We start from the raw sequence: 16,656 nt of genomic DNA, 5'->3' as shown, positions 1-16,656 counted from the left end.
GGTCGCCCCTGACCGGCGTATTCACCATGGCTGTTTTCACCGAAGTTTCCGATAAAGATGCGCGCGAGCTGCTGCGCCGCATGTCCCTAGGCTCGTTCAAGGAATTGCGCGGCATTCAAGGCGGCATTGAAAACACCAACTATTTTCTGACGACCGACCAGGGAGAGTGGGTGCTGACACTGTTCGAGCGCCTGAGTGCCGAGCAGCTGCCTTTTTACCTCTACCTGATGAAGCACCTGGCACAAGCCGGGATTCCCGTGCCGGACCCGCAGGGCGAGACACGCAGCGGCGACATTCTGCTCAAGGTGTGCGGCAAGCCCGCATCCATCGTCAACCGCCTGGCCGGCAAAAGCCAGCTGACCCCGGCTGCCGTGCACTGCGCTGCCGTGGGCGAGATGCTGGCGCGCATGCATCTGGCCGCTCAGGACTACAACCGCCAGCAGCCCAATCTGCGCGGCCTGCCCTGGTGGAATGAAACCGTGCCCGTGGTCCTGCCCCATCTGGGCGAGGAAACCGCCGCCATGCTGCGCGCCGAGCTGGCCTACCAGAACCATATCGCAGCCTCGGCCAACTATGCGGCCCTGCCGCGCGGCCCCATCCATGCCGACCTGTTCCGCGACAACGTGATGTTCGACGGCGAGCGGCTGACCGGCTTTTTCGACTTCTATTTCGCGGGCGTGGACACCTGGCTCTTCGATCTTGCGGTCTGCCTCAACGATTGGTGTATCGATCACGCAACAGGTGCCCATGATGCCGAGCGCGCCAAAGCCATGCTTGCGGCCTACCAGGCCGTGCGTCCGCTGACCGGTCCCGAGCGCGAGTTGCTCAACGCCCAGTTGCGTGCCGGCGCCCTGCGTTTCTGGATCTCCCGCCTCTGGGACTTCCATCTGCCGCGTGAAGCCGCACTGCTGCAGCCCCACGACCCCACCCACTTCGAGCGTGTGCTGAACCAGCGCATCGCGCATCCGCTGACGCTGGACTGAGCGCTAGCCCGGTGCCAAGCAGCTGATTGCGCCGGGGCTTTTGATGGCCCCGCCCAGCCGTCTCGGGTACAGTGCAAGAAGCGACTTTTGCACGCTCTCGCAAAAGTATTTCAGCCTCCTCCATGAAACTTCAAATCGTTCCACCCGGCACCGGTCTGCAATGGGTGCTGCAGGGCCTGCGCACCTTCAAAAGCCAGCCCCTGGCCCTGGCAGCCCTGTTCTTTCTGGGCATGGCCAGCATGTCTCTGATCTCGGCCCTGCCGCTGATCGGCCCCGTCATTGCTCTGGCACTGCTGCCCTGCATCTCGCTGACCATGATGGTCGCGGCATCCGAAGCCGCCCACGGCCGCAAGCCCACACCGGCGCTGCTGCTGGTGGCTTTCCGCTCCGGCAGCCAGCATCTGCACTCCATGCTGATGCTGGGAGGCCTCTATGCCGCAGGCTTTTTGCTCATCATCGGTGCCTCCAGCCTTGTGGACGGCGGCACGTTTGCCAGCGTCTACCTGGGCCAGACTCCCATGACCCGCGAACTGGCCGAAGAGCCCGAGTTCCAGTCCGCCATGTGGCTGAGCATGTTTCTCTACCTGCCGCTGTCGCTGGCCTTCTGGCATGCTCCGGCGCTCATCCACTGGCATGGGATCAGCCCCGTCAAATCGCTGTTCTTCAGCTTTGTCGGCTGCATTCGCAATATCGGTGCCTATCTGGTGTTCGGTGTCTGCTGGATAGGCGTGTTCATCGTCTCCGGCATGGCCCTGGCCATCGTGACCGGCATCCTGGCCATGCTCATCGGCAGCATTGCAGGCGGCCTGATGGTGGCAACGGCGCTGATGCTGGCAGCCATCTTTTTTACCTCGATTGTGTTTACCTTCCGTGACAGCTTCAGCCCGCCCGATGACGACCAGACCCTGATCGACTCCTCGTCGGGCACAGCGCCGCCATCATCGGATTCGTAAGCTCGAGCACTACCACCCAAGCACCCAGCACCAGCACCAGCCCCGGCCTCAGGTCGGGGCTTTTTTATGGGCTGAACACAGGCCAGCGCCAGCAGATCATTCATCCCGGCGTCATCAAGCCGCCACGGCACTGTCATATTCGTTTCCTAGGATTCGCAGGACTGACCAGGGCATGCATCTCATGTCCTGGCATTCATCCAATTCAGCGCGGCCCCAAGTCTGCGCTTCACCCCACACTGCGAAACTCTCATGGCACAAAATCTGCTCAGCCGTCGTAAGGCCCTGCAACTCTTTTCCGGCGCTCCCCTGCTCCCCCTGGGTTCGGTCGTGTCCGCATCCAGCCTGCTGGCCGCATGTGGTGGTGGCGATGACGACACCCCGACAACGCCCACAACGCCTCCTGTCACAAAGAACTATGTCTCGGCCAGCTTCACCGCCATGGCTGCGCCTTCGCTGACCACGCCCGCCAATATGGCCACCATGTATGTGGCCTCCCAGCTCAAGGTCGCATTCGACGACAAGAGCGAGCAGGTCTACGACCTGGGCTACCAGCCCTTCTTCGTGACCGGCGACATGGTCTCCGACGGCAAGGGCGGTCAGCTGCTGGCCGGTGGTTACTACGACATCTACAACAACAAGATCATCGACAAGACGGTCGCAGGCAAGGAGCGCCACTTCTTCTCCGACTCGCCTGACGGCACATCGCTGCTGACCGTGCCCAATGCCAAGGTAGACGGCGTCAAGGGCAAGCCCGTCTTCGCCGTGGTGCAATTCGAATACACCACCTGGGCCCAGGACGGTACGACCGACATGTACGGCAAGCTGCCCTCGCCCATCGCCGTGCTGACGCTGGATCAGGACCAGACCACGGGCAAGCTGAGCCTGGTGAAATACCACAATGTGGACACCTCCAAGGTCCATGGCCTGTGGATCACCTGCGGTGCCAGCCTCTCGCCCTGGGGCACCCACCTGTCCTCCGAAGAGTACGAACCCGATGCCTTCAGCATCGCCAGCAACACCATGTTCCAGGCCTATAGCCAGAACCTCTACGGCGACGCAAACAAGGCAAATCCCTACCACTACGGCCACATGCCCGAAGTGATCGTGAACGTCGACGGCACGGCCACCATCAAGAAGCATTTCTGCATGGGCCGCATCTCGCACGAGCTGGTGCAGGTCATGCCCGACCAGCGCACCGCGCTCATGGGTGACGACGCCACCAACAGCGGCTACTTCGTCTTCGTGGCGGACAAGGAAAAAGACCTGTCCTCGGGCACGCTGTATGCCGCCAAGGTCGGCGCGGGCTTCTCCATCGACCCCGCCGCCAAGAGCGCTGCCCCCCTGACCTGGATCAAGCTGGGCTCGGCCACCAGCGCCGAGATCGAGAACCTGGCCAACACGCTCAAGCCCACGGACATCCTGACCGTGTCCAAGACCGACCCGAGCGACTCCAGCTACACCAAGATCGTGGCCAACGGCAAGACCGAGTGGATCAAGATCAACCCCGGCATGGACAAGGCCGCCGCCTTCCTCGAAACCCATCGCTATGCCGCCTTCAAGGGCGCCAGCCTGGGCTTCACCAAGATGGAAGGCACGACCGTCAACGCCAAGGACAAGATCGCCTACTCCGCACTGCAGAACGTGCAGTCCTCCATGGTGGCCGGCAATGCCGCCAACGTGCCTGGCAACGGCGTCTCCGTGCCCAAGCAGCTGGTGGCCGGCGTGGTGATGGCGCTGAACCTCAAGGGCGGCCAGAAGGACACGACCGGCACCGCCATCAACAGCGAATGGATGCCCGTGGACACAGCAGCCCTGCTGGCTGGCGAAGATCTGCTGGACAGCGACGGCAAGACCCTCAAGGGCGACGCCCTGGGCAACACCGCCAACCCCAGCAAGATCGCCAACCCCGACAACCTCAAGTTCTCGGAGAAAATGCGCACGCTGTTCATCGGCGAGGACAGCAGCCAGCACGTCAACAACTTCATGTGGGCCTACAACGTGGACACCAAGCAGCTGTCGCGCGTGCTGTCCGTGCCGGCCGGCGGCGAATCCACGGGCCTGCATGCCGTGGACGAAATCAACGGCTGGACCTACATCATGAGCAACTTCCAGCACGCCGGTGACTGGGGCGGCATCCACGCCAGCGTCAAGACCCAGCTGGATCCGCTGATCAAGGCCAACTACAAGGACAAGTTCGGCTCCGCCGTGGGCTACATCACGGCCTCGCCCGCCCAGATGAAGCTCAGCGCCAAGTAAGCACCGCGCCCGGGCCTCAACAAAAAAGCCGCGCCTTGCAAAAGGCTGCGGCTTTTTTCTGCGCCAAGGACTTGGGGAAACTCAGTCCACAATCGTCAGCTTGGCAATCGCCAGCGCCAGCCACTTGGTGCCATGGCGACCGAAGCTGACCTGGGCGCGCGCATCGTCACCCGTGCCCTCCACCGCCAGCACCTTGCCCTCGCCGAACTTGTTGTGGAACACCGCGATACCGGCCTTGATGCCATGCGCAGGTTCGGCCTTTTGCTGTGGCACCGGCGGGCTGGCAAAGACTTCGCTCTGCTTGCCGCCCCAGCCCGAGCCGGAGCCGAACTGGCCTGTGCCCCTGGATCCCCAGGCACCACCGGCGCCTGAAGAGGGCGCAAAACTGCCAAAGCCGCTTTGCCTGGGCGTGATCCACTTGAGCGCCTCTTCAGGCAACTCGTCAAAGAAGCGGCTCTTGACGTTGTAGCGCGTCTGGCCATGCAGCATGCGCGTCTGCGAATGGCTCAGATACAGACGCTTGCGCGCACGCGTGATGGCCACATAGGCCAGGCGGCGCTCCTCCTCCAGACCGCCACGATCCATCATGGCGTTCTCGTGCGGGAACAGGCCTTCCTCGACGCCGCCAATGAACACGGCATCGAACTCCAGCCCCTTGGAGGCATGCACGGTCATCAGTTGCACCGCGTCCTGACCGGCCTGGGCCTGGTTATCACCCGCTTCCAGCGCCGCATGCACCAAAAAGGCCTGCAGCGGCGACAGTGTCTCGCCGGTGTCGGCATTGACCATGGAGGCCGCCGTACCGGCCGGCGCCCTGAGCGCCTCGTCCAGCAGCGGCTGATCCGGGTCCAGCCCCTGACTGACGGGCGACTGGCTCAGCTGAGGCGCATTTTGCTGCTCGTCCAGCGGCATGGCCACGGCATCGCGGCCAAAGCCTTCCTGGGTCACAAAGCTCTCGGCAGCCGTGACCAGTTCCTGCAAGTTCTCGATGCGGTCCGCGCCTTCCTTCTCGTTGCGGTAATGCTCGATCAGCCCGCTTTGCTCTTGCACGGTCTCGATGATTTCACGCAGCGTGCGCCCCTGCGTCTGCTCGCGCAGCACATCGATCTGGGCCACAAAGCCCTGCAGCTTGGTGCCTGCTGCGCCGCCCACGGCGGTGACGGCATCGCTCAGCGAGGTGCCGCTGCTGCGCGCCGTGTCCTGCAGGACTTCGATCGTGCGCGCGCCGATGCCGCGTGCGGGAAAGTTCACCACGCGCAGGAAGCTGGTGTCGTCGTGCGGGTTCTCCAGCAAGCGCAGATAGGCCAGGGCGTGCTTGATTTCGGCGCGCTCGAAAAAGCGCAGGCCGCCGTACACACGGTAGGGAATTTTGGAATTGAACAGCGCCGACTCGATCACCCGGCTTTGCGCATTGCTGCGGTAGAGCACGGCAATTTCCTGGCGCGTGAAGCCATCGTTTCTGACCAGCTGCTTGATCTCGTCGACCATCCACGCGGCCTCGGCCAGATCGCTGGGCGCCTCGTAGATGCGCACCGGCTCGCCCGGGCCCTGGCTGGTGCGCAGGTTCTTGCCAAGGCGGTTGCTGTTGTGGCTGATCAGCGCATTGGCGCAGTCGAGGATGTTGCTGAAGCTGCGGTAGTTCTGCTCCAGCTTGATCTGGTTTTTGACGTCGAACTCGCGGATGAAGTCGGCCATATTGCCCACGCGCGCTCCGCGAAAGGCATAGATGCTCTGGTCGTCGTCGCCCACGGCAATCACGCTGGCGGCCGACTCATAGCGCCCGCCCACATCGTCGCCCGCCAGTTGCTTGAGCCACTGGTACTGCAGCTTGTTGGTGTCCTGGAACTCGTCCACCAGGATGTGCTGGAAGCGGCGCTGGTAGTGGTGGCGCAGATGGGCATCGTCACGCAGCAGCTCGTAGCTGCGCAGCATCAGCTCGCCAAAATCGACCACGCCTTCGCGCTGGCATTGCTCTTCGTAGAGCTGGTACAGCTCCACTTTCTTGCGGGTGTCGGGGTCGGTCGCCACCACATCGCCGGGGCGCATGCCCTCTTCCTTGCAGCCCGCGATGAAGTACATCAGCTGCTTGGGCGGAAAGCGCTCGTCATCCACATTGAACTGCTTGCACAGGCGCTTGATGGCCGAGAGCTGATCCTGGGTGTCCAGAATCTGGAACGCCTGGGGCAACTTCGCGGCCTGATAGTGGGCGCGCAGCAGTCGGTTGCACAGGCCGTGGAACGTGCCGATCCACATGCCGCGCACGTTGTAGGGCAGCATGGCCGACAGGCGCGTGAGCATCTCCTTGGCAGCCTTGTTGGTGAAGGTCACCGCCATGATGGAGCCGGGCGTGGCCTGCCCGGTCTGCAGCAGCCAGGCGATGCGTGTGGTCAACACGCGCGTCTTGCCCGAGCCGGCACCAGCCAGAATCAGTGCATGGCCCGCAGGCAGGGTCACCGCAGCCAGCTGCTCATCGTTGAGGCCGGTCAGCAGGGGCGAGTGAGAGGCGGGGTTGGCGCCGGAATTTGCACCGTCTGGCGCGGAGTCAAGCAGGTCGATCGGGAACATAGCCCCCCATTGTAGAAATGCTGGCGACTCCCTGCGACTTGCTGCTGCTTTCGCGGCATCGCGCTCCTGAAAGAAAAGCTGCCTACGCTTGATTCATATGGATTTCAGATACTTTCATATCTGAGATTCATGCATATCAAGCGAAAGCAGCTATCAATTCATTCAAGCCACGGCACTCACACTCAGTGTCCACCCGCACCGGGCTCGACCGTGCGGCTCGGCCTGGGCGCCAGCCAGATCGCGCAGGCCGCCAGCACAAAGCCGCCCGCAATGATGAACATGATCTGGTTGGTAGCCAGCATCACGCTCTGGCTGGTGATGAGCTGATCGAGCGCCGACAGCGCCGCGTCGGCACTCATGCCCGACTGCTGCAGCCCTTGCAGCACCTCGCCGCTGGCATCGCTCAGGCCCACCAGGTCCGCATGCTTGCGGGTCGTTCCGTTCTCCCAGGCCGTGTTGACCATGGAGACCGCGGCTGCGCCCGACAGGGTGCGCAGAAAGTTCATCAGGCCGGCCGCGTTGTCCATCTCATGCGGCTCCACGCTGGCCAGTGCCAGTCCGGTGGTCGGTATGAAGAAGAACGGCAGGCCCAGGCCCATGAACATCAGCGGCATGGCGATGTCCCAATAGCCCATGTCCGTCGTGGCGAACGCCCGCCAGAAGGTGATCACGCCCATCCAGAACACGCCGCCAAAAATCAGCCGGCGCGGGTCCACCCTGGCCGCCAGCCCCGCGGCGGCTGGTGCCACGAACAGCGCAAACAGCCCCGTCCATGCCGTGACCAGACCTGCCAGCGTGGCCGTGTAGCCCATGAAGCTCTGCAGCCACAGCGGCGTGAGCACATTGACGGCGAAGAAGGCCGCAAACGCCAGACTGATGGTCAGCACGGCCATGGAAAAGCCGCGGTGCCTGAAGACGCGCAGATCAACGATCGGGTGCTCGGCATGCAGCTCCCAGATCATGAAGGCAGCAAAGCCCACCACGGCCACCGCAGCCAGCGCCACGATCATGGGCGAGGCAAACCAGTCCAGGTTCTTGCCTTCGTCCAGCATCAGCTGCAGCGAGCCCACCCAGACGATGAGCAGCACCAGACCCACGGTATCGATGGGGTTCTTGAGCAGCGGCTGCTCGTAGCGCCTGACCAGATGCCAGACCGCAAACGCGCAGACCAGGGCCACCGGGATGTTGATCAGAAAGATCCAGTGCCAGGTGTACTCGTCGCAGATCCAGCCGCCCACGATGGGGCCCAGCACGGGGGCGATCAGCGTGGTCATGGACCACAGGCCGATGGCCGCGGGCGCCATGCGCGGCGGGAAGATGCGCAGCAGCAGCGACTGGGACAGCGGCATCAGCGGGCCGCCGGCCAGACCCTGCAAGATACGCGCAAACACCAGCATGCCCAGGGAATTGGCCAGGCCGCACAGCAGCGATGCCAGACCGAACAAGCCCATGGCCGTGGCAAACACGCGCACCGCGCCAAAGCGCGCCGCCAGCCAGCCGGTCAGCGGCACGGTGATGGCCTCGGCCACCGCGTAGCTGGTGATGACCCATGTGCCCTGGCTGGTGGTCGCGCCCAGATTGCCGGCAATGCTGGGCACGGAGACATTGGCCACCGTCATGTCCAGCACGGCCATGAAATTGGCTGCGGCCAGCACCAGGGCCGCCAGCCACAGCGTGCCCCCCGTCAGCGGCACCATGCCGGCGGCCATGGGCACGGCAGGCGCATCGGCAGCCGTGGCCGCACTTGCGTTGTGATCACTCATGAGGCACTCACTGCGCGACCGTGGTCGCAACGCCGGCTGCGCCGGCAGGGCCGCTGCGGGTGTCCACCGTCACCTGCATGGACAGGCCCACACGCAGCGGGTTCTTGGCCAGCTCGGCGGCATCGAGCTGAATGCGCACCGGCAGGCGTTGCACCACCTTGATCCAGTTGCCCGTGGCGTTCTGCGCGGGAATGGCCGCAAACGCCGAGCCGGAGCCGCCGCTGAAGCCCACCACAGTGCCGCTGTACTTCACATCGCTGCCGTACAGATCGGACTGCAGCTGCACGCGCTGGCCCACACGCACCTTGCCCAGCTGGCCTTCCTTGAAGTTGGCATCCACATAGATCTGCTGCACCGGCACCACCGTCATCAGGGGCGCGCCGGCCTGCACGCGCTGCCCGATCTGCACGCTGCGCTTGGCCACCACGCCATCGATGGGAGCGCGCACCGTGCTGCGATCGAGATCGACCTGCGCCTGGTCGCGCCGCGCCTGCGCCAGCTGCACCTCGGGATTGGTCTCGGCATCCGCGCCCTCTATCAAGGTGGCGTTGACCCGCTTGGCGCCAATGGCGGCTTCGCGGTTGGCCCTGGCCTGGGCCTGCGCGGCCACGGCCGATGCCTGCTGCGCCTTGGCTGCGGCAAAGGCGTTCTGCGCCTGCGTCAGCTCTTCGCCCGAGACGGAGCCGCTCTTGGCCAGGGCCTGGCGGCGCTGCAGGTCGATGGTGGCACGCTCCATATCGGCCTCAGCCGCCAACAGTTGCGCGGCCGCGCGCTTTTCGTCGGCCTCGCGCGCCGTCACCTGGGCCTTGAGGCCGGCATCATTGGCCACATAGCCCTTGACGCGGCGTGTGGCGCGGGCCAGCTCGGCCTCGGCCTGGGCCAGTGCCAGCCTGGCGTCCGTGGGATCGATGCGCACCAGCACATCGCCTTGCTTGACGGCCTGGGTGTCCCTGACCAGCACCTCCAGCACCGTGCCGCCTATGGAGGGCGTGACCTGCGCCACCTCGGCCGCCGCATAGGCGTTGTCGGTGGAGACGAAGTGGGAGGCATGCAGCCACCAATAGGCGCCGGCAGCCGCGCCGGCCAGCAGCACCACGCCCGCCAGCCCGGCCAGCAACCGGTTGCGGCGCTGTTCGCGCGCAGCAGGATTGGCGTTCACGGAAGAAGCGTTTTCAGTCATACAAAACCTTGGAAATATTCATGGGACTTGCGCAAACCAGAATGCAAGAACGGCCTGCCTGCTGAGGCACTCGTCTTGCCCGAACCCGTTTTGCGCAGGTCGTGACTCAGTTCAGGAAAGCGGCTCAGGCCTTTGGCGAGACCGCATCAGGGGCTGCGGCGGACTCGCTCCAGCCACCGCCCAATGCGCGATGCAGACCGATATCGAGCGTCAGGGCGCGCGACTGCACATCGACCAGCTGGCGCACGCTGGCCAGCAACTGGTCTTCGGCCGACAGCACATCGAGATAGCGCGCCAGCCCGCCTTCGTAACGATTGCGAGCTACGCGATGCGCCTCGGTCGCGGCCGTCACGGCCTGCTGCATGGCCGCCAGCTGCTGCTGCAGCGCTCGCTGGCTGACGGCGTTGTCCGCCACCTCCTGCAAGGCCCGGTTGAGCGTGCTGCGGTACTGGGCCACGGCCTCGTCATAACGGGCACGCGCAGCGCCCAGCTGCGAGCGCAAACGCCCGCCATTGAAGATAGGCAGGCTGACAGCCGGGCCCACGCTGGCGATGCCGGAGCCGCTGCGGGTCAGCATGTCCAGGCCCAGCGACTGCACGCCGACAAAGGCGCTGAGGTTCACATCGGGATAGAACTCGGCCTGCTGCGATGCCACGCGCGACTCCAGCGCCTGGGCCTGCAGGCGGGCGGCCACCACATCGGGACGACGGCCCAGCAGATTCGCCGACAGTTGTTCAGGCAAGGCCCATTGCTGACGCCACGGTGATTGCAGGCGCCCGGCATCGAGCTCGATGGCAGCACCACGATCGGGCGCGGCCCCGATCAGCGCAGCAATGCTGTTGCGCTGCAAGGCGACCTGCTCCTGCATCTGTGCCAGCTCGGCCTGCGCGGCTGCCAGACGCGCCCTGGCGCTGTGCACGCTGCCCTGGTTTTCCAGTCCGTTGGCGTAGCGCTGCTCAAACAGATCGGCCGTGGTGTGGCGCACCTGCACCGATTGCTCCAGCGTCTGCGCATTGGCGGCCAGGCGCAGCAGCTGCGCATAGGCCAGGGCCACATTGCTGGATAGCAAGAGACGCGCCTGCGCGGCATCGGCCTCGCGCGCTGCCAACTCGCCGGCAGCGGCGGCCACGGCGGCGCGCTGCTTGCCCCACAGGTCCAGCGACCAGCTCAGGTCCAGCGTGGCGCGGCCGTAGTCATTCATGCCGCGCGGCGCGAAGGCCTCGGGCGTCAGATGGTTGTAGCTGAGCTTGTCCTCGCTGACCGAGGCGCGGGCGGAAAGCTGCGGCGCAGCGGCCGCTTCGCTCACCCCCAGCATGGCCCTGGCCTGCTGCACGCGGGCGGCGGCGGCGGCCATATCGGGAGCGCCCTCCAGGGCCTGGGCGATCAGCTGATCGAGCAGTGCGTCGCCATAGCGCTGCCACCATTGCTGGGTGGGCCAGTCCATGGGCGGAGCATGGCTTGCTGCCTGCAGAGGCTCGGGCACGGGCTGCGCCAAGAGTGCCTTGCCCTCCCATTCGGGAACCTGGGCGCAGGCTGCCAGTAGCGCAGGCAAGCCCAGAACCCACCAGCCATGGCGCCTGGGCCGAATCCTCTGCGCCGCGGCGGCTGTGCATTGAGTCATGAAATACTTTAATAATAAACTGTACGGTACAGTATATGTTTCCAGAGTTTGAGATCGCAAGCGCTACACTGAAAGACATCACAACCGCCCCAGGACATTTCGCCCATGCGCACCAAAACGGAAGAGAAGCGACAGGCCATCATTGACGTTGCAGCAGCCACCTTTGGCGAACTGGGCTTCGAGCGCACTTCCATGTCCGAGATCTGCACACGGCTGGGCGGCTCCAAGGCCACGCTCTACAACTACTTTGCGTCCAAGGAAGCGCTGTTTCTGGAGGTGATGTTTCAGGCCTCCGAAGCCGATTTCCAGAACACCATGCTGGCGCTGCAGGCCGGCAATGACGATGCGGCGCAGACGCTGCGCAACTTTGGCCAGCGTTTCCTGGGTCTGCTGTACTCGCCGGAGGTGATGTCCGTTCGCCGCCTGCTGGTCTCCGAAGGCGGGCGCTCCAATATCGGCCAGCGCTGCTGGGACATGGGGCCGGCGCGTGGCAATGTCGCCATCAATGCCTTTTTGCAGCAGGGCATAGAGCTCCGGCTGCTGCGCTATGCCGATACCGAGGTCATGCGCCATCATCTGCTGGCGCTGCTGGAGGCCGAGCTGCTGCCACGCTTCATGTTCCAGCACCTGCCCGCTCCTACTGCGCAGGAGATTGCCCTGTGCACCGAGCGCGCCGTGGATGCCTTCATGCGGGTCTATGGCACACCAGGTGGCACTCAGAGCGAAAGCGAGCCTATAAGAAAATCCTTATAACCCTCATAACAATGTCGGGACATACTATTTGCGCCAGCGCCGTATAGAATCAATCACCGGGCCCAAGTTTTTTGAGGTCCGGTTTTTTTTGCCTGCTGCATGCTGGCACTGCCAAAAACCGGGCTCCAAGCCAAGCGCCTATCCTTGAAAATTGAGGTGGGTGAGATTCCCGCCGTGACCTTTTCCGGAGCTTGGAACCATGGAAATCTTCGACTACGACAACATTCTTCTGCTTCCCCGCATGTGCCGCGTGGAAAGCCGTTCGGAATGTGACACCAGCGTCGTGCTGGGCAACCTCAGCTTCAAGCTGCCTGTAGTGCCCGCCAACATGAAGACGGTGGTGGACGAGAAGATCTGCACTTATCTGGCACAAAACGGCTTCTTCTATGTGATGCACCGTTTTGACATCGACAACGTGGCCTTCACCAAGGAGATGCAGTCCAAGGGACTGTTTGCCTCCATCTCTCTGGGTGTCAAGCAGCCGGACTACGAGACGGTGGACCGCTTCGTGGCCGACGGCATCTGCCCCGAATACATCACCATCGACATTGCCCACGGCCATGCCGAGAGCGTGAAGAACATGATTGCCTACATCAAGGCCAAGATCCCTGCGGCCTTCGTGATCGCCGGCAACGTCGCCACGCCCGAGGCCGTGATCGACCTGGAAAACTGGGGTGCCGACGCCACCAAGGTCGGCGTGGGCCCCGGCAAGGTTTGCATCACCAAGCTCAAGACCGGCTTCGGCACGGGCGGCTGGCAGCTGTCGGCGCTCAAGTGGTGCGCCCGCGTGGCCACCAAGCCCATCATTGCCGACGGCGGCATCCGCAGCCACGGCGATATCGCCAAGAGCATCCGCTTCGGCGCCACCATGGTGATGATCGGCTCCCTGTTTGCCGGCCATGAAGAGTCGCCCGGCAAGACCGTGGAAGTGGACGGCCAGTTGTTCAAGGAATACTACGGCTCGGCCTCCGACTTCAACAAGGGCGAGTACAAGCATGTGGAAGGCAAGCGCATTCTGGAGCCCGTCAAGGGCCCGCTGATGAACACGCTGGTCGAGATGCAGCAGGACGTGCAGTCCTCCATCAGCTACTCGGGCGGCACCAAGCTCATGGACATCCGCAAGGTCAACTACGTCATCCTCGGCGGCGACAACGCCGGCGAGCATCTGCTGATGTAGGCCGCCAGGCGCGACTCACCAGCGCGAAGGTGAACCTCCAAAAAAAGCATCAAGGGCAGCTCAGGCTGCCCTTGTTGTTTCCGGCTTTGCTTTTTCTGCATCCCGCGCGCACAACTGATCTGTGGTCATGGCCGCAATTGCGGCCTGCGTAAGGGCTTAGCATGTCGTCATTCACAAGAACGTGCTGACGTTCCATAACTCCAGGGAAACAACGCCATGAACACTTTGAAGATCGCAGTTCTGGGCACGGGCATGATGGGCCTGCCCATGGCCCGCCGCCTGGCCCAGGCCGGCCATGAAGTCCACGCCTGGAACCGCACCCGCGCCAAGGCCGAGCCGCTGGCCGCCGATGGCGTGAGCATCCACGACAGTGCGGCAGATGCCGTGCGCGGCGTGGACTTTGCCGTGAGCCTGCTGGAGAGCGGTGCCATCGTGGGCGAAGTGCTGTTCAAGCTGGGGGTTGCCGATGCCCTGCCCAAGGGATCGCTGTTCATCGACATGGCCTCCATCCAGCCACGCGAGGCGCGTGAACATGCCGGCAAGCTTGCCGCGCTGGGCGTGCGGCATCTGGATGCCCCCGTCTCGGGCGGCACGCTGGGTGCAGAAGCTGGCACGCTGGCCATCATGGCCGGAGGCGAAGCTGCGGATTTCGAGCATGCCCTGCCCGTCTTTGCGGCGCTGGGCCGTGCCACCCATGTAGGCCCGCATGGCGCAGGCCAGCTGGCGAAACTGGCCAACCAGATGATCGTGGGCATCACCATCGGTGCCGTGGCCGAAGCCCTGCTGCTGGCCGAGCGCGGCGGCGCCGACCCGGCCAAGGTCCGCGAAGCCATCTCCGGCGGCTTTGCCGACAGCCGCATCCTGCAAGTGCATGGCGAACGCATGGTCAAGCACGACTTTGCGCCACGCGGGCGCATGACGGTGCAGCTCAAGGACATGCGCAATGCCATCGCCACGGCCGAGGAAATCGGCTTTGACGCGCCCATCACCGGCCTGCTGGAGCAGCTCTATGCCGAAGGCGTGAAAAACGGCCTGGGCGACCTGGACCAGTCGGGCCTGTTCGTCGAATTGCAACGCCGCAACGCACTGGATTAAAAAAACCCGCGGGTTTTCCTGCAAGCGCTCCAGAATTAGCGCATAATTGCGGTCTCGCTTGCAGCGCAGGCGTTGTGTGGGGCTCTTAGCTCAGCTGGTAGAGCAGCGGACTCTTAATCCGTTGGTCGAGTGTTCGAATCACTCAGGGCCCACCAAATTTCTTCAGTCTGATTCTTCAGATTGATCCTCCGGATTTACTCCGGCGGGCTCTTAGCTCAGTTGGTAGAGCAGCGGACTCTTAATCCGTTGGTCGAGTGTTCGAATCACTCAGGGCCCACCAAAAATTTCTTCAGTCTGATTCTTCAGATTGATCCTCCGGATTTACTCCGGCGGGCTCTTAGCTCAGTTGGTAGAGCAGCGGACTCTTAATCCGTTGGTCGAGTGTTCGAATCACTCAGGGCCCACCAAAAATTTATTCGGTCTGATGCTTCAGATCGATCCTCCGGTTTATCCGGCGGGCTCTTAGCTCAGTTGGTAGAGCAGCGGACTCTTAATCCGTTGGTCGAGTGTTCGAATCACTCAGGGCCCACCAAAAATTTATTCGGTCTGATGCTTCAGATCGATCCTCCGGTTTATCCGGCGGGCTCTTAGCTCAGTTGGTAGAGCAGCGGACTCTTAATCCGTTGGTCGAGTGTTCGAATCACTCAGGGCCCACCAAAAATTTATTCGGTCTGATGCTTCAGATCGATCCTCCGGTTTATCCGGCGGGCTCTTAGCTCAGTTGGTAGAGCAGCGGACTCTTAATCCGTTGGTCGAGTGTTCGAATCACTCAGGGCCCACCAAAATCTCAAAAGCCAAAGTTCTCAGGGACTTTGGCTTTTTTATTTGCCGCCTCCGGGTGCGGCCGTATCTGCAAAAGCATAGGCGCCGACATCGCAGCCGCGCCATATCAGGCATCATGCAGACATCCCCGGGCCGCATCGACCCACCCAAGACTCAATATGCAAAACGACCTCTCCACGTTCTGGCGCGGACCGCGCTGGACTCTGGCCATGCTGCTTGCCATTCTCGGCATGCTGGGCCCGTTCTCGGTTGACACCTATATTCCCGCCTTCTCGGGCATTGCCAAGGCATTGGGCGCAACCCCGGTAGAAATGCAGCAGACCCTGTCTGCCTACCTGCTGGGCTTTGCCTTCATGAACCTGTTTCATGGTGCCCTGGCCGACAGCTTCGGGCGCCGCCCCGTCATCCTCTGGGGACTGGTGATGTTCACCATCGCCTCGGCCGGCTGCGCGCTGTCGCAGAACATCACCCAGCTGGTGATCTTCCGCACGCTGCAGGGCCTGTCCACCGGAGCCGGCATCGTGGTCTCGCGCGCCATCGTGCGCGACATCTTTCCGCCAACCCAGGCCCAGGGCGTGATGGCGCAGATCACCATCTTCTTCGGCGTGGCACCGGCGCTGGCGCCCGTGATCGGCGGCTGGCTGTTCGTGCACCTGAGCTGGCAGGCCGTGTTCTGGTTTCTGACCATCGTGGGCGTGCTGCTCTGGCTCATCAACATGAAGTTTCTGCCCGAATCGCTGCCACCCCAAAAGCGCCAGCCTTTCCAGTTCAGACCGCTGATGCAGGGCTATGGCATCTTGCTCACCGATCCGCGCTTTCTGCTGCTGGCCCTGGCCAGCGGCATTCCGTTCAACGGCATGTTTCTCTATCTGCTGTCGGCGCCGGCTTTTCTGGGCGATATCTTGCAGCTTGAGCCCACGCAGTTCTTCTGGTTCTTCATCGCCACCATCGGCGGCATCATGGCCGGCAGCTGGACCAGCGGCCGGCTGGCCGGACGCATCCCGCCCAAGCGCCAGATCCGGCACGGCTTTCTGGTGATGTGCGTGACCTCCATCATCAATCTGGTGGCCAATCTGATCTGGCCCGCGCATGTGAGCTGGGCCTTGATTCCCATCAGCCTGTTCGCCTACGGCTGGGCGCTGATGGTGCCCGTGGTGACGCTGCTGGTGCTGGACATCCACCCTGCGCGGCGCGGCCTGGCTTCTTCCCTGCAGGCCGTGGTGGGCTCGGTGGCCAACGGCTTTGTGGCCGGCGTGATTGCGCCGCTGGTCATGCATTCGGCCCCACTGCTGGCCACGGGCTCGATTTTGATGATGCTGATCGGCCTGGTCGCCTGGATCTATCTGCACCACCACTGGCCGGACATCGGCCGCCATGCCTCTGAGCATTAAAAAAAGGAGCTTCTACCGCAAGCCATTCATAGATTTCAGATTGAAAAGTATCTGAAATCGTTGAATGACATACGCTAGCAGCTCACTTTTTAAGCAAGATCCCAGCCCCGTTCGGGCAACAAAAAGCCGGCTTCAA

11 protein-coding genes and 6 tRNA genes are annotated in these 16,656 nt (G+C 63.2%); 13 read left to right on the top strand and 4 right to left on the bottom strand.

Features of this window, described 5'->3' with window-relative positions; genetic code table 11:
- Positions 1-26 precede the first annotated feature (26 nt).
- The 3 genes from P353_RS02395 to P353_RS02385 all read left to right on the top strand — a co-directional run bounded on the left by P353_RS02395 (position 27) and on the right by P353_RS02385 (position 4,192).
- Positions 27-983 carry a homoserine kinase gene (locus P353_RS02395; RefSeq protein WP_034364776.1) on the top strand — a complete coding sequence of 319 codons (957 nt, stop codon included), beginning with the start codon at positions 27-29 and terminating at the stop codon, positions 981-983.
- Positions 984-1,105: 122 nt separating this feature from the next.
- Complete coding sequence (locus P353_RS02390) at positions 1,106-1,936, top strand: BPSS1780 family membrane protein (protein ID WP_003067798.1); 831 nt, start codon at positions 1,106-1,108, stop codon at positions 1,934-1,936.
- Positions 1,937-2,185: 249 nt separating this feature from the next.
- Positions 2,186-4,192, top strand: coding sequence for a PhoX family protein (locus tag P353_RS02385; protein WP_034364773.1), 2,007 nt, complete (start codon positions 2,186-2,188; stop codon positions 4,190-4,192).
- 81 nt (positions 4,193-4,273) lie between these two features.
- Here the strand turns inward: P353_RS02385 and P353_RS02380 are convergent, their stop codons facing one another.
- The 4 genes from P353_RS02380 to P353_RS02365 all read right to left on the bottom strand — a co-directional run bounded on the left by P353_RS02380 (position 4,274) and on the right by P353_RS02365 (position 11,321).
- Positions 4,274-6,757 carry a UvrD-helicase domain-containing protein gene (locus P353_RS02380; RefSeq protein ID WP_034364772.1) on the bottom strand — a complete coding sequence of 828 codons (2,484 nt, stop codon included), beginning with the start codon at positions 6,755-6,757 and terminating at the stop codon, positions 4,274-4,276.
- Between the two features lie 182 nt (positions 6,758-6,939).
- Positions 6,940-8,520, bottom strand: a complete 1,581-nt coding sequence (locus tag P353_RS02375) for a DHA2 family efflux MFS transporter permease subunit (RefSeq protein WP_034364770.1) — start codon at positions 8,518-8,520, stop codon at positions 6,940-6,942.
- A gap of 7 nt (positions 8,521-8,527) precedes the next feature.
- Complete coding sequence (locus P353_RS02370; RefSeq protein ID WP_034364768.1) at positions 8,528-9,700, bottom strand: HlyD family secretion protein; 1,173 nt, start codon at positions 9,698-9,700, stop codon at positions 8,528-8,530.
- A 124-nt stretch (positions 9,701-9,824) separates the two neighbouring features.
- A complete protein-coding gene (locus P353_RS02365; RefSeq protein WP_034364764.1) occupies positions 9,825-11,321 on the bottom strand; it encodes an efflux transporter outer membrane subunit in 1,497 nt (498 codons plus the stop codon).
- 105 nt (positions 11,322-11,426) lie between these two features.
- Between P353_RS02365 and P353_RS02360 the strand changes: the two genes are divergently transcribed.
- From P353_RS02360 to P353_RS02315, 10 genes are all read left to right on the top strand, one after another.
- The gene (locus tag P353_RS02360; protein WP_034364761.1) at positions 11,427-12,074 is read left to right on the top strand and encodes a TetR/AcrR family transcriptional regulator; all 648 of its coding nucleotides are present in this window, start codon (positions 11,427-11,429) and stop codon (positions 12,072-12,074) included.
- A gap of 199 nt (positions 12,075-12,273) precedes the next feature.
- Complete coding sequence (locus P353_RS02355; protein WP_034364758.1) at positions 12,274-13,251, top strand: GMP reductase; 978 nt, start codon at positions 12,274-12,276, stop codon at positions 13,249-13,251.
- A 216-nt stretch (positions 13,252-13,467) separates the two neighbouring features.
- The gene (locus P353_RS02350; protein WP_034364755.1) at positions 13,468-14,346 is read left to right on the top strand and encodes an NAD(P)-dependent oxidoreductase; all 879 of its coding nucleotides are present in this window, start codon (positions 13,468-13,470) and stop codon (positions 14,344-14,346) included.
- A gap of 79 nt (positions 14,347-14,425) precedes the next feature.
- Positions 14,426-14,501, top strand: a tRNA-Lys gene (locus tag P353_RS02345).
- Positions 14,502-14,550: 49 nt separating this feature from the next.
- Positions 14,551-14,626, top strand: a tRNA-Lys gene (locus P353_RS02340).
- A 51-nt stretch (positions 14,627-14,677) separates the two neighbouring features.
- A tRNA-Lys gene (locus P353_RS02335) sits at positions 14,678-14,753 on the top strand.
- Between the two features lie 49 nt (positions 14,754-14,802).
- Positions 14,803-14,878: transfer RNA gene (locus tag P353_RS02330), tRNA-Lys, on the top strand.
- Positions 14,879-14,927: 49 nt separating this feature from the next.
- Positions 14,928-15,003, top strand: a tRNA-Lys gene (locus P353_RS02325).
- 49 nt (positions 15,004-15,052) lie between these two features.
- A tRNA-Lys gene (locus P353_RS02320) sits at positions 15,053-15,128 on the top strand.
- Between the two features lie 159 nt (positions 15,129-15,287).
- Positions 15,288-16,520 carry a multidrug effflux MFS transporter gene (locus P353_RS02315; protein ID WP_034364751.1) on the top strand — a complete coding sequence of 411 codons (1,233 nt, stop codon included), beginning with the start codon at positions 15,288-15,290 and terminating at the stop codon, positions 16,518-16,520.
- Positions 16,521-16,656 lie beyond the last annotated feature (136 nt).

Origin of the sequence: Comamonas testosteroni (assembly GCF_000761245.1) — a bacterium.
GTDB classification, from domain to species: Bacteria; Pseudomonadota; Gammaproteobacteria; order Burkholderiales; family Burkholderiaceae_C; genus Comamonas; species Comamonas testosteroni_C.
This window is presented reverse-complemented; position numbering and strand designations above follow the sequence as displayed.

Coding starts and splice junctions, on each gene's coding strand:
- P353_RS02355 (WP_034364758.1), top strand. CDS start 12,274: ATGGAAATCTTCGACTACGACAACATTCTTCTGCTTCCCCGCATGTGC.
- P353_RS02390 (WP_003067798.1), top strand. CDS start 1,106: ATGAAACTTCAAATCGTTCCACCCGGCACCGGTCTGCAATGGGTGCTG.
- P353_RS02395 (WP_034364776.1), top strand. CDS start 27: ATGGCTGTTTTCACCGAAGTTTCCGATAAAGATGCGCGCGAGCTGCTG.
- P353_RS02315 (WP_034364751.1), top strand. CDS start 15,288: ATGCAAAACGACCTCTCCACGTTCTGGCGCGGACCGCGCTGGACTCTG.
- P353_RS02370 (WP_034364768.1), bottom strand. CDS start 9,700: ATGACTGAAAACGCTTCTTCCGTGAACGCCAATCCTGCTGCGCGCGAA.
- P353_RS02375 (WP_034364770.1), bottom strand. CDS start 8,520: ATGAGTGATCACAACGCAAGTGCGGCCACGGCTGCCGATGCGCCTGCC.
- P353_RS02360 (WP_034364761.1), top strand. CDS start 11,427: ATGCGCACCAAAACGGAAGAGAAGCGACAGGCCATCATTGACGTTGCA.
- P353_RS02380 (WP_034364772.1), bottom strand. CDS start 6,757: ATGTTCCCGATCGACCTGCTTGACTCCGCGCCAGACGGTGCAAATTCC.
- P353_RS02385 (WP_034364773.1), top strand. CDS start 2,186: ATGGCACAAAATCTGCTCAGCCGTCGTAAGGCCCTGCAACTCTTTTCC.
- P353_RS02365 (WP_034364764.1), bottom strand. CDS start 11,321: ATGACTCAATGCACAGCCGCCGCGGCGCAGAGGATTCGGCCCAGGCGC.
- P353_RS02350 (WP_034364755.1), top strand. CDS start 13,468: ATGAACACTTTGAAGATCGCAGTTCTGGGCACGGGCATGATGGGCCTG.